The following is a 12,809-nucleotide window of genomic DNA, read 5'->3' as shown; positions in this document are numbered from 1 at the left end:
TTTGGCGCGAATCCGGACTTAACAGAATAGACATGAAGTGGTTCCACGAGTGAGGATTAGGAACTAGAAGGAGTGTCATCATGAGGGACATCATTAAACTGAAATTGTACACACGGCGAAAAACGTCTCTGCAGCGTAGAAATCTGGCTATTGCGACCTGGGAAGGTGTACCGTCCGTCATCTTCCATACTTTGCTGGGCGGGCAGTTCTTAACCGGGTATTTGCTGTATTTGGGAGCTACATCTGGCCAATTGGGGTTTGTACTGGCGATTACGACCTTTGTGAATATTGCTCAAATCGCTGTGGCTTTTCTCATTCAGCGGCTGACAAGCCGAAAATGGGCACTCGTGTTATTTATTTCATTGCACCGGATTTTATGGGCGTTTACCGGGCTTGTCCCATTTCTATTTCCTCAGCAGTATTGGGTCAGTGCATTTATAGCATTTTATGTAGCGGCATTCCTGTTTAATACGGTTGGGGCTATGTTATGGAACTCACTCATTAGCGACATCGTACCAGCTCGTGTAAGGGGTCGTTATTTCGGCATCAGGAATACTTTCCTGAATGCGCTTGGAACGCTGACGATGTTCATCGGCGGAATGCTCCTGGATCGTTTTCCAGAAAGCCAAGGTTTCCTGTATTTGTATATTATTGTGTGGGTATGTGCGTTAGCTAATATTATTACTTTTATGTTCTATCCGGATGTTACGTTCGAGCGCTCTGTGGAGAGCAAGTTCTTACCTATGTTGCGCAAGCCGCTCCAGGACAGCTCATTTATTAAAGCCACTTTGTTCTTGGCCAGTTTTTTGTTTTTGCAAAACCTGGTTGTGCCCTTATATTCATATGTTATGCTGGAGCTATTGAAAATTAATTACCAAACGATTTCCTTGCTGAGCGTTTCCCAAACCCTTACGATGATGGGGAGTTTCTACATATGGGGGAACTTGAATGCGAGGTATAGCAACAGACGTCTGCTGTTTTGGACGTTGCCAATCATCGCGGCTTCAATCTTATCCTGGGGCTTGCTCTCCGCATTTCCCCAGCTGCCGGTATTGTTCTCCGCCCATATGCTGTTCGGGATTGGTGTCGGGGGCTTCAACCAACTAGCATTCAATTTCATGATTGGAGACACCCCGAAAAGCGAACGTCCGATGTATATGGCGATGTATTCGGCGATTACAGGTGTTGCCGCATTTTTTGGCCCCCTTCTTGGTGGCAAGGTCTATGAATGGATTGCGGATTGGGCGAAATGGGCTCAAGTATTCGGGATGCAGCTTGTTGTTGGCTCGGCGATGATTGTACTAGCGCTCGTGTTGGGTAGGCGCATACTGCGAGATGTTTGATGCAGTGCCAAGTTTGATAGATACTATACTTAAACTTGTTACTAGTGAAGGGAGATTATTCAAATGACGCAATTTAGAGCTTATGAAGGTACTTATCAAGGCGAGAAGGCCGTATGGCTGCAGGCTGGTAAATATGAAGCAGCGCTGGTGCCGAATGTTGGCGGTAATCTGATTGCTTTTCGGGATAACGTAAGCGGTTTCCGCTTCTTGCGAGAGCCAGCCCAGACCGAGATGGATGAGTTCCGCAGCAATCCGGGCGTGTATGGAATTCCTGTACTTTTCCCGCCAAACCGTTATGAAGATGGAAAGTTTCCATGGAAAGGGACGACATATCAGTTTCCGGTTAATGAGGAGGCTACGGGAAACCATCTGCATGGCTTCTTACATACGATACCATGGCAGGTGGAAGAGTTCGGCAACACGGAACAGGAGAGCTATGTGAGCGTAAAGGTTAGTGTGGATGAAGCGCATGAGGTCTATCGTTTCCTGCCGTTCAAATTTACGGTGCGCTTGAAATATACGCTGAGTGAGCATGGATTGGCACAGCATGTGTTCGTTCGCAACGACGGTGAAGGAGAGATGCCTTGTCTCTTGGCCTTCCATACCGCTGTAAACGCCCCGTTCGCAAGTGGCAGCCAGGCCAGTGATTATCGAATGAAGTTCACGATCGGCGAGCGATGGGAGCTGAATGAACGGATGCTGCCGACTGGGAAGTATCAGCCGTTAACTGTAGAGGAAGAAGCGATGAAGAGCGAAGGAGTGTACCCTTACTTTACTTCATTGGATAACCACTATACGGCTCTGCCGCAAAACGGCCGTAATCGTATGGAACTGACCGATTCCAAGTTGGGTCTAACGCTAGTTTATGATGTAGGAACATCCTACAAGCAATGGATGATTTGGAACAATGGGGGGACGGAAGGATTTTTCTGTCCGGAACCGCAAATTAACTTGGTGAATGCGCCGCATGTGAATTTGCCTGCGGATGAAATTGGGTTGTTCAGCTTGGCACCGGGTGAAATTTGGGAGGAGACTGCTAGATTTTACTTAAAGCCATCAAAATAGCATGAAAGCATGCAAAGTTAGCCTAGTAGCGATCAATAGCTAGCTTAAGCCAGACATACAAAAAGCAGCGCTGATCTCCGTCAATGCGGAGCATCAGGCTGCTTTTTGCTTGGGTACGATCGAATGCGGCAGATTAGCCGACTTCTGCTACACTCTTGCTGCGTTCAGGCAAGAGGCGCTTGATCTGCTCCAAGTTTCTTCTTGGTACATTAATCGTTTTGATGCCATGAACTTGATCCCTGAACAGCAGGACATTGTCCTGGATTTCCGTAACCTTACGCAAGTTGACGTAACAGTTGGTGCTTACGCGGTAAAATGAGGAGTCCGAAATTAGTTTTGAGGTTTGATCAGCAGATAGTCTCTTTTTTATACTGTAGTTTCTGCCATGAAAACAAACTAAGCCGTGACCTCCTACTTTGAAGAAATAAGCGTCATGTGGATCGAGGGCCTCGTAGACGTTCTTTTCCTCAAGTCCGACATTCATCATTCCAAAATCCCCCTTTAGATGATGTTGTGGAAGCGCTTGCAGTATAACATATTTTTCGAGTTTTGTGTAGTGTTCAGATTAAATTTAAAATATTTCCATCCTTTGCCGGACTGGACATTTGGCAGAAAGTACGGAAGAATAGAAGACAAGATATTATAGAGAAGGAGTGACCAGAGTGTCAGAACAACAACGACTGCTGTTATACATAGGCTCTTATGCCGAAGCCGCTGATTCCGGAGTATATGTGGTAGAGATGAACCCATCCACAGGGGAGCTAACGCGCTTAAGCGAAGCATCTGGGCTTAAAAATCCGACTTTCCTTAAGGTCGATAAAGAGCGCAGGAAGCTGTATGCCATCTCAGAAACGACAACGCAAAACGGGGGACGTATCGGCGAGACAGTAAGCTTTGCCATCGACCCTGCGGCGGGAAGCCTGGAGGAATTGAATCGGGCATTTACCCTGCAGCCATCGACCTCTCATATCGAGCTTGAACCCCAGAGCCGTTATGTTGTCGTATCCGGCTATCACGGCGGCAACGTAGGATTAGTTCGTTTGCAGGACGATGGACTTGTAGACCGTCAAGTCGATGAGCGTCAGCACGAAGGCCAGGGCGCAGATCCTGTGCGGCAAGATCGACCGCATCCGCACTCTGCGTTGTTCACGGCGGATAGCCGCTATGTTCTCGTTGCTGATTTAGGGCTGGATAAAGTGTTTGTTTATCGCCTGGATGCAGAGCGCGACCAGCTGGTCTATCACAGTGAAATGCAGACGGAAGCCGCTGCAGGTCCTCGTCATCTCGCATTTCACCCGAACGGCAAATGGCTGTATTCGATCAATGAAGTGAACTCCTCGCTTACGTTGTACACATTTGATCCAGAAGCTGGAACGCTTTCCGTGATTGATTCGGTGCCGACCTTGCCAGAGGATTTTAAGGGAGAGAATACGACGGCCGAGGTTGCTATTTCCCGTGACGGGAAGTATCTTTACGGCTCCAACCGGGGCCATGACAGTATCGTTGTCTTTGCCATCGATCAAACCAACGGCAAATTGAGCCTGGTTCAGCATACCTCGAGCGAAGGCGGGCATCCGCGCCATTTCGCACTGACACCAACAGGGGAGTATCTCATTGTGGCTAACCGCGACTCGGACAATTTAGCCGTATTCCGCGTAGATTCGGCTACCGGTAAATTGAATTTCACGGGGCATACCGCACAAATCTCGAAGCCCGTGTGCGTACAGCCTGTATTATTTCAACTATAACAATCATATCTATAGTCCTGCCCAGCTTGTTTATTGGCAGGACTCTTTGCGTTTTACCGTAATTTTAGTAAAAAACAATCTTCGCTGACTTGCTTTCACCTATATACTGCCTTAAGATAAACCTAAGGAAATAGATTAGATTTAGACCTAAATCTGTAATTGCCTATATACCGTTAGTTAGTTTGAATTAAAGGAGCAGGTCGCTTATAATGACTTTTTTTAAAGAGCTATTTCAAATCGCGGGCTTCCGCAGGTTTCTTGCTTTGTTATTCGTCATCTTGATCCTCTATTTTTCACGAAGCATGTTGAACATGTTGCTGATCACCTTTATACTGACCTATCTCATCAATCGCTTACATAATTTCATTACACGCAATGTTGATAAGATCGTAAAGATTAACCGTAGCATTACGATACTGCTCATATATACTATTATACTGACCTTACTTGTTACTACGGTATATTATTATCTGCCTGTATTTCTGGAAGAATTCAATGACTTAGTCAATCAGGTGATTTCGTTCTATGATAATCCTCCGACGAATTTGCCGGATAATGTGCTGTTGAATTTTCTAGTCGACTCTTTGAAGGAAATCGATCTATCGAAGTACGTAGGCAACGGCTTTAATTTCTTGCTTAAAACCGTCTCGGATATTGGAAAATGGAGCTTGAATTTATTCATTGCAATCATCCTAAGCTTATTCTTCCTGTTGGAAAAGGAGAAGGTTACGAATTTTACCGCGAAATTCAAAGAGAGCCGGGCAGCATTTCTGTTTAACGAGCTTGAGTATTTCGGTAATAAATTCGTTACTTCCTTTGGTAAAGTAATCGAGGTTCAATTTCTAATAGCTACCGTAAATGCGATCTTGTCTACGATCTTTCTTTGGATCTTCGGATTCCCAAACCTGATCGCGATTGGAATTATGATCTTTTTGCTCGGACTGGTTCCGGTAATGGGCGTTATTATTTCACTCATTCCGTTATGTGCGATTGCATTTAAAATAGGCGGATTGATTAAAATCGTATACGTTCTGGTTATGATCGCGGTAGTCCACGCGTTCGAAGCATACTTCCTTAATCCGAAATTCATGTCTAACAAGACGCATTTGCCTATTTTCTATACATTTATGATTCTATTAGTCTCGGAGCATTTTTTCGGGGTATGGGGACTAATCGTCGGTGTGCCGGTCTTTATTTTCCTTCTCGATATTCTTGAAGTTCCGGTCAGTGGGCTAACAGTGAAGCCCAAGAAAAAGAAGAAAGCAGCAGTTAAAGGGTAGGATGATTGAGCCCCCTGACCTGGGCTTAAGAACTGCTGATTGGCTGGACAGCTGTTGTATTCGAAGAACCTCGCTTGTACTACAAGCGAGGTTCTTCTTTATTTCAGATGTCATAATCTATATACAGGTTTGTAAAGCATAGAGTTTATTCAGGCATCCGCTGTTGAATTGTATTGTTGCGATAGTCAGTAACTGGATGACCTTTACTTGGACTCTTCCAAGTGCGGTTGACGACTTTTTTGAGTTTGAGGGGGAGTTCTATTTTCATCGTTTCGGCCTTTTCTTTGCTAAACTTTCCTTCAGCAGCAGCCTTGTCGATATGTTTTGTGACGACAACGATTAGTTTCTGCACATATTCTGCTTCGCTCCAGCCTTTACGAGCTTGAACGACCTGCAGTAGTGACTTACCTTGTTTTAACTCCTCTACAAGCATCTTTGGCTCTGTATTCAGCAGCTCAGCGGTATCTATTACAATATGTCCGCCTCGGAAATGTCCTTCGTGATGATGGGGATGTAGCTGCCTCTCCTTCGCTTCATCGGGTAAAACCATAAGGGGTGTCATTTCCATATCATTGGCCAGCAGGACCCCGGATGCTGCTCCATATGCGCCAATGGCTATAACGGCAGCCAATATATTTTTCTTCACCGTTTTTCGAAACTGTTCTCTCATAGACATTTTTCACCTCATCGTTTAGAATGATTGGATGTTTCTCTCTTATAGTTTTGACCAAAAAGACAAAGGTTATCTAAAATGAACTAAAAATTAAATTAGCCCGGTATTTGGGTAAAAAAGAGGTAAGGATAGACATGGGGAACAGGAGTGAATATTTGTGACGTTTGGAGCCAGAATGCTCAAAACCGGAATTGCAGTAACACTAGCACTTTATGTAGTCTTCTGGTTTGATTTATCATCACCTGTAATCGCGGCAGTAGCGGCTATCTTTGCGATGCAGCCGTCGATCTATCGCTCATGGAGATACTTGCTGGACCAACTGCAGACGAATACCCTTGGTGCCGTACTCGCCATGGCGGGAGGCGCAATATTCTCGAATGAACCGATCGCGGTTGGCCTAATGTGCATACTCGTAATTATGATTTGTATTCGCTTAAAGATGGGCGAGACGATCGGCGTGACACTCGTTACGGTCGTTGCAGTCATGGAGGCATCCGGACAGTGGGAATTTGCGCTTACCCGGTTTACGTTGATTTTAGTAGGGATCATCTCCGCTTTCGTCATAAATATCGTCGTATACCCCCCTAAACCAAGGGTTCAATATGAGAATCAGACAAAGAAGACGTTCGACCAATTATCCATTCTGCTTCGTACGGCAATTTCAAGTGAAATGAAAGAAAGTGTATTCCGCAATCAGAAGCGGGAACTGGAAGAAATGATTAATTCTATCCGAGATACTTATAAGATGATGGAAGAAGATCAGAAAAAATTAAAAAAGCCTAAGTTTAGCAACAGCCGCCAATTGGTCGTATATAAGCAAATATTGCGGACGCTCCGCAAAGGTTATGAGGTGTTGGATGCCATTGAACAGTATTATTTTCAGGCGTCTCGCCCGCAGGAAGTCAATGAGGAGTTTGATATGCATTTAGAGAAACTAATCAAATTTCATGAGCATATCATGCTGAAGTTTGAGGGCAAGCTGAAGCCTAATGCTCGGGAGACGGAATGGTACGAGCGGGAAAATGACAGGTTTCAGCGAAGCATGCTAGATCGTTTTGCCGGGCAGCGGGAGGGAATACTTCGATTATCTATCGTTTCGGCGAAAATTTATGAATATGGTCACCAACTGCAGCGTTTAAATCGGCTTGCTGATCATTCCGATATGCCAGCTTCGCATTTACATGACAAGTAGGATGATCTATAAAAAACAGTCCCTCCATCCATGCGGACAGGGGACTGTTGAAATTGTAATAAAAAATGGTTAAAATGAAAAATGGACTGTATATAATAAGGTGTATTGAGAAGTCCTTTTTTAATATTATCACAAATCATTACATATGTCAAGTGGTGAGGCGCTAAGGGACAGCGCAGAAATAGTCGAAGTAAATGTAGAGGGGCGATCATCATTGAATAGTACGGATAAAGATTGGCAGGAAGAGCAGCTTCGTGTTGAAATTGTTGCCGATCAAATTGAGAAGCGTATTCGTGGTCTTGAACAGGAAGTAAGCGTTGTACGTGAGGATGTTGTCGGCATGCGCAGGGATTTTTGGGATGAAGTCACTGTCAACTTCAGCGAAGCCGACGATGTTGGTGAAACCTCCACCAGCTTACGGCAGCAATCGCAGGTTCTGAATGACCGGGAGAGAAGTCATCGGCATGCTTCTGTAGCTTTAGGGAAAATGAAACGGCTCCAGCAATCTCCGTATTTCGGTCGCATCGATTTCGCCGAGGATGGTGGGGAGAAGGAATCGATTTATTTGGGAATCGCCTCCTTGCTGGCAGAAGGAGATGAGGAGTTCCTTGTATATGATTGGCGCGCACCGATCTCCAATTTGTATTATGACGGTGTACCTGGTCCAGCCTCTTATATGACACCTTCGGGGATGATTGAGGGAACGATGTCGCTTAAACGCCAGTTCGTTATTCATGGGCGCATTATTAAGCTGATGTTCGATACGGGAGTTACGATCGGCGATGAGATGCTCCAGCAGGTGCTCAGCCGAAGCTCGGATGCGCAAATGAAGAGCATTGTGGCTACGATCCAAAAGGAACAGAACCGAATTATACGCAACGATCACAGCCGGATGCTGATTGTTCAAGGCGCGGCGGGGAGTGGGAAGACTTCGGCAGCACTTCAGCGAGTTGCTTATTTGCTATATAAGCATCGTGAGCATTTGAACGCGGATCAGATGATTTTGTTCTCGCCCAATCCGATGTTCAATAGCTATGTCTCTACCGTACTCCCGGAGCTTGGCGAGGAGAATATGCAACAGACGACGTTTCAAGAATATTTGGAGCATCGTTTAGGCCGAGAATTCCAGCTTGAGGATCCATTCGTGCAAATCGAATATGTTCTAACGGGTACGGAGGATGAGGATTACGCCCATCGCATTAGCGGAATTCGTTATAAATCTTCCCCTTTATATCTTGAGGCGGTAAATCGATATAAGCGTTGGTTGGAAAAGAAGGGCATGAAGTTTCGTCCGATTCGTTTTCAAGGCAAGACCGTGGTGGACGCCGAGGAAATCTCTCGCCAATTTTATAGTTATGATTCCGCTATTACCTTGGCGAACCGTTGCGAATTGTTAAAGGATTGGCTGCTGAAGGAAATTTCTGCTTTTGGAAAAAGCGAGTTGGACGCACCGTGGGTCGAGGAGCAGATCCAGCTTCTCGATGCGGAGGATTATCAGCGGGCATACCAGCGCATGCGCCGTAAACAACGGGGAGCTGGGGCTTCGTTCAACGATTATGAGGATGAGAAGGAAATTCTCGGCCGCATGGTTGTGAGCGATCGATTGAAACCTTTGCGCCGTTGGGTAAAGGCTTTACGCTTCGTCGATATCACTAAGCTGTATACACAGCTATTTAGTGACGTCAACATGGCAGCTGAACTAGGGTTTGAAGCGCTTCCTGAGGATTGGAGCGCCATCGGCCGGCAGACTGTGGAAAAAATTCGGGCAGGCGAAATGTTTTATGAAGACGCCACCCCGTTTCTATATCTAAAGGAGCTGGTGCTGGGCTTCCGTTCGAATACAGATATTCGCCATGTGATCATTGATGAAGCTCAGGATTATTCGCCGTTTCAATTGTTCTTCCTTAAGCGGCTGTTTCCGCGTGCGCGAATGACGGCGCTCGGCGATTTGAACCAAGCGATTTATGCCCATGCCTCCGTGTTACAGCAGTCTGCGACCCTGACTGACTTATATGGAACAGAGGAAAGCGAGCTTATTGTATTGAAGCAGAGCTACCGTTCGACGCGGCAAATCGTTGAATTTACGAAAGGGATGATTGCCGGAGGAGAAGATATAATCCCTTTTAATCGTGAAGGCGAGAAGCCGCTTGTTAGAGTATTCGCGGATCGGGAGACATTGCACTCTGAAATTAAGCGGGATCTGTCCGCTTTACGGACAGCCGGGTATGAGACGATTGCGGTTATTTGCAAGACGGCCGAGCAGAGTGAGCAGGTATATGGGATGCTAACGAATGACTTGCCTGTCAAGCTGATTAAGAAAACCACGATGTCCTTCGAGAAGGGGATTCATATCATTCCAGCCTACCTGGCGAAGGGTGTGGAGTTCGACGCTGTCCTTATCTACGATGGCTCAAATGATAACTATACGAGAGAGGCAGAACGCAAATTATTCTATACGGCATGTACGAGAGCGATGCATCTGCTGCATATTTACACGATTGGGGAACCAAGCCGTTTTGTGAACGAGAGTGAGCCACACACCTATACCCGATCTTAAGACAGGAAATAGCGGAGTATATTTTCACTTTTCAACCACACTAGTGTAATAGATGCTGTGGTGAAAGGTGGCCGAATGATGGATGACAAAAAAGGGGATTTATTCGCTCTTGCTTCCATACCATTAATTATGACACTTGGGAATTCAATGCTCATTCCGATATTACCCCAAATTTCACGTGAGCTGCATGTTACGTCCCTCCAGGTCAGCATGCTTATCACGGTCTACGCGGTGGTCGCCATCCTGCTTATACCGATTGCTGGTTATTTATCGGACAAGTTCGGCAGGAAAATGATCATTATCCCGAGCTTGATCATAGCTGGTGTCGGTGGGGCGGTTTCCGGGGCGGCAAGCTGGTTTGCAGAGGGGGCGGCGGTATATTGGATCATACTGTCTGGGCGCCTGCTGCAGGGAATCGGAGCTGCCGGAGCATTCCCCATCGTCCTTCCGCTTGTCGGCGACATGTTCGACGATGATGAGGAAGTCAGTCATAGCCTGGGAATCATCGAAACATCCAACACATTTGGTAAAGTGCTAAGTCCGATCTTGGGTGCTCTTCTTGGCGCATGGCTCTGGTATGTGCCTTTTCTGGCAATTCCCGTTTTGTGTCTTATTTCGTTGCTGCTCGTCATATTTATGGTGAAGGAGCCGAAGCGAAAGGAAAAGGCGAAGCCGTTTGGGGAATTTTGGAGTTCGGTGAAAAAAGTGTTTCAAGAAAAGGGCCGCTGGCTATACGCTATTTTTGCAATCGGTTGTATTTGCATGTTTCTATTGTTTGGCGTACTTTTCTATTTATCTGAACAATTGGAGAGCAAGCATGGTCTTGACGGCGTGTTGAAGGGGTTGGTCCTGGCTATTCCACTCGCTGCTCTATGTCTTGCTGCTTATTTTACGGGTAAAAAAATCGGCAATAACAAAAAACTGATGAAATGGTGCGGGGTTGTTGGTTTAGTCATGTCCACGGGAGCTCTTTTTGGCATTGGCTTTTTTAACAACATATATTTTGTTATTGCTTGCTTGATCGTATGCGGCGCGGGGATTGGTATCGTTCTGCCTAGTTCGGATGCTTTGATTACCGAAGGCATTGAGAAATCTTTGCGTGGAACAATCACCTCTATTTATGGAAGTATGCGATTTATCGGCGTGTCGTTAGGCCCCCCGGTCGTATCGTTACTGATTAAAGCAGGGCATATGACGTTGTTTTTTGTAATCGCCGGTGTGTCGCTCGCCGCCGTTATTCTACTGTTAATCATGGTCAAACCAGAATCGGATCAAGGCAAGGGAAGAGTCAAAAAGACCGTGCGTCCAGCTCATGAATCTTAAATTGTCTAAATTTCACAAAAAAACAGATTAGATGGCATTTGTGTTATATTTGTCCTATTTTTTTCTAGTTCCGCCCTTTATAATCAAGGAATCAAGTATAAAATTGATGTTGATGGGAGGAACAGAAGTGAAAAAGCATAATCAGAAGCTCGGCCTTGTAACGTTGGCAGTGACTGCATTGCTTGCGCTAGGAGTTGTAGCTTGCAGCATGCCTGGCAAAACAGCGGAAGCGGAATTTCCCGATTTTGATCAGGTCACGGTTCAGTTGGACTTGGAAGGATTTAACGAGGCGGAGCAGCCTTATATCGGTAACAAGGATGCTCCGATCACTATTGTTGAATTTTCTGATTACAAGTGTCCGGCCTGCAAAAGGTGGAATGAGGAAGTACTTCCCGAGCTGAAGCGGGAATATTTGGATACAGGCAAGGCTGTGTTTTATTATGTGGACTATCCTTTTCTTGCACCGGACTCCAACTTGGCGGCGTTAGCGGGGGAGACGCTGTATCAGCAAAACCAGGAGTATTTTTGGACTTATCATCATAAAATGAGCGAATTTCAGGGGAAAAAGGATGACACCTGGGCAACGAAAGCCTTTATTCTTGATTTAGTGCGCACCCATATCCCGGAAGCGGATATAGAGAAGTTTGAGCGTGAATTGGACAACCAGACTTATAGTGCCAATGTAAAAAAGGATCTTATGATCGTGGAGCATTACCAAGTCCGAGGAACGCCGACGGTGTTCGTTAATGGAATAGAGGTCGAAGATGCTTCATTTGCCGGTATTCAAGCGGCGATTGAGGGTATTGAGAATCCATAGCCTGGATCAGCAAGTCCGTAAAGGACTTGCTGTTCTTTTTTACTGTATATTTTGGTATGATGTAAGCGTGATTCTTATCAAAACAGGCTTTACATAATAGACAAGCAACCAGGAGGGGTAACCATGAATGCAAAGCAAGCGGCGGGCTACCGTGCAGCGGAATTGGTAAAGGAAGGAATGACGGTCGGCCTCGGAACAGGGTCAACAGCTTATTACGCTATCGAGAAAATCGGTGAAATGGTAGCTTCTGGACTTCGCATTCGGGCAATTGCGACATCGAAGGCTTCGGAAGAGCTTGCTGCAAAATATAATATTCCACTTGTCCCTGCGGCCGAGGTGGATCGGCTTGATATTGCGATTGACGGTGCGGATGAAGTGGATCCGGATCTCTCTTTAATTAAGGGTGGTGGCGGCGCTTTACTTCGAGAGAAGCTGGTTGCAGTGCAAAGCGATCGCTTCGTCGTCATTGCCGACAGCAACAAGAAAGTGGCTCATTTAGGACAATTCAAGCTGCCGATCGAAATCGTGCCATTTTGCTATGAATGGACCTTGCGGCTACTCGAGACGCGCTACAACGTACCCATAGAAATGCGCATGAACGGCAATGAGCTGTATGTCACTGATAATGGCAACTATATTGCCGATGCTTCATTTGGAAAAATTGATATTCCGAAAGGGCTAAGCGACGAACTTAAGGCGACGACCGGTGTAGTTGAACATGGTTTGTTTGTAGGTATCGCTCACACGGTCATTGTCGGTTACGAGGATGGACGTACGGAAGTTATTGCGAAGTAGGAAGGAAGTTCTTTAA

General features: G+C 45.9%; 11 protein-coding genes. 9 read left to right on the top strand and 2 right to left on the bottom strand.

Annotated elements, in window-relative coordinates; genetic code table 11:
* The first annotated feature begins 80 nt into the window (after positions 1–80).
* Both EIM92_RS18245 and EIM92_RS18240 read left to right on the top strand, forming a co-directional pair.
* Positions 81–1,343: an MFS transporter gene (locus tag EIM92_RS18245; RefSeq protein ID WP_125084037.1), complete on the top strand. Its 1,263-nt coding sequence runs from the start codon at positions 81–83 to the stop codon at positions 1,341–1,343.
* A gap of 63 nt (positions 1,344–1,406) precedes the next feature.
* On the top strand, positions 1,407–2,408 hold the full coding sequence (locus EIM92_RS18240) for an aldose 1-epimerase (protein ID WP_125084036.1): 1,002 nt from the start codon (positions 1,407–1,409) through the stop codon (positions 2,406–2,408).
* A gap of 133 nt (positions 2,409–2,541) precedes the next feature.
* Here the strand turns inward: EIM92_RS18240 and EIM92_RS18235 are convergent, their stop codons facing one another.
* Positions 2,542–2,895, bottom strand: a complete 354-nt coding sequence (locus EIM92_RS18235) for a LytTR family transcriptional regulator DNA-binding domain-containing protein (RefSeq protein WP_125084035.1) — start codon at positions 2,893–2,895, stop codon at positions 2,542–2,544.
* A gap of 175 nt (positions 2,896–3,070) precedes the next feature.
* Between EIM92_RS18235 and EIM92_RS18230 the strand changes: the two genes are divergently transcribed.
* Together EIM92_RS18230 and EIM92_RS18225 are read left to right on the top strand one after the other, a co-directional pair.
* Positions 3,071–4,156 carry a lactonase family protein gene (locus tag EIM92_RS18230; protein ID WP_125084034.1) on the top strand — a complete coding sequence of 362 codons (1,086 nt, stop codon included), beginning with the start codon at positions 3,071–3,073 and terminating at the stop codon, positions 4,154–4,156.
* A 209-nt stretch (positions 4,157–4,365) separates the two neighbouring features.
* The gene (locus EIM92_RS18225; protein ID WP_125084033.1) at positions 4,366–5,436 is read left to right on the top strand and encodes an AI-2E family transporter; all 1,071 of its coding nucleotides are present in this window, start codon (positions 4,366–4,368) and stop codon (positions 5,434–5,436) included.
* Between the two features lie 145 nt (positions 5,437–5,581).
* Here EIM92_RS18225 and EIM92_RS18220 read toward each other — a convergent pair whose 3' ends face one another.
* A complete protein-coding gene (locus EIM92_RS18220) occupies positions 5,582–6,106 on the bottom strand; it encodes a hypothetical protein (protein WP_125084032.1) in 525 nt (174 codons plus the stop codon).
* Positions 6,107–6,266: 160 nt separating this feature from the next.
* On the opposite strand from EIM92_RS18220, the gene EIM92_RS18215 reads away from it, so the two are divergent.
* From EIM92_RS18215 to rpiA, 5 genes are all read left to right on the top strand, one after another.
* Positions 6,267–7,301, top strand: a complete 1,035-nt coding sequence (locus EIM92_RS18215) for an FUSC family protein (protein WP_125084031.1) — start codon at positions 6,267–6,269, stop codon at positions 7,299–7,301.
* Between the two features lie 214 nt (positions 7,302–7,515).
* Positions 7,516–9,858 carry an RNA polymerase recycling motor HelD gene (helD, locus tag EIM92_RS18210; protein WP_211344385.1) on the top strand — a complete coding sequence of 781 codons (2,343 nt, stop codon included), beginning with the start codon at positions 7,516–7,518 and terminating at the stop codon, positions 9,856–9,858.
* A gap of 78 nt (positions 9,859–9,936) precedes the next feature.
* Entirely contained in the window at positions 9,937–11,181 is a 1,245-nt protein-coding gene (gene bcbE / locus EIM92_RS18205; RefSeq protein ID WP_125084029.1) for a bacillibactin exporter BcbE, read from the top strand.
* A gap of 127 nt (positions 11,182–11,308) precedes the next feature.
* The gene (locus EIM92_RS18200) at positions 11,309–11,998 is read left to right on the top strand and encodes a thioredoxin domain-containing protein (RefSeq protein WP_164515146.1); all 690 of its coding nucleotides are present in this window, start codon (positions 11,309–11,311) and stop codon (positions 11,996–11,998) included.
* 123 nt (positions 11,999–12,121) lie between these two features.
* Positions 12,122–12,793, top strand: a complete 672-nt coding sequence (gene rpiA, locus EIM92_RS18195) for a ribose-5-phosphate isomerase RpiA (RefSeq protein WP_125084027.1) — start codon at positions 12,122–12,124, stop codon at positions 12,791–12,793.
* Positions 12,794–12,809 lie beyond the last annotated feature (16 nt).

Source organism: Paenibacillus lentus, from assembly GCF_003931855.1.
GTDB lineage: Bacteria > Bacillota > Bacilli > Paenibacillales > Paenibacillaceae > Fontibacillus > Fontibacillus lentus.
The sequence above is the reverse complement of the archived record's forward strand: the minus strand, read 5'-3'. Positions and strand labels throughout refer to the sequence as shown.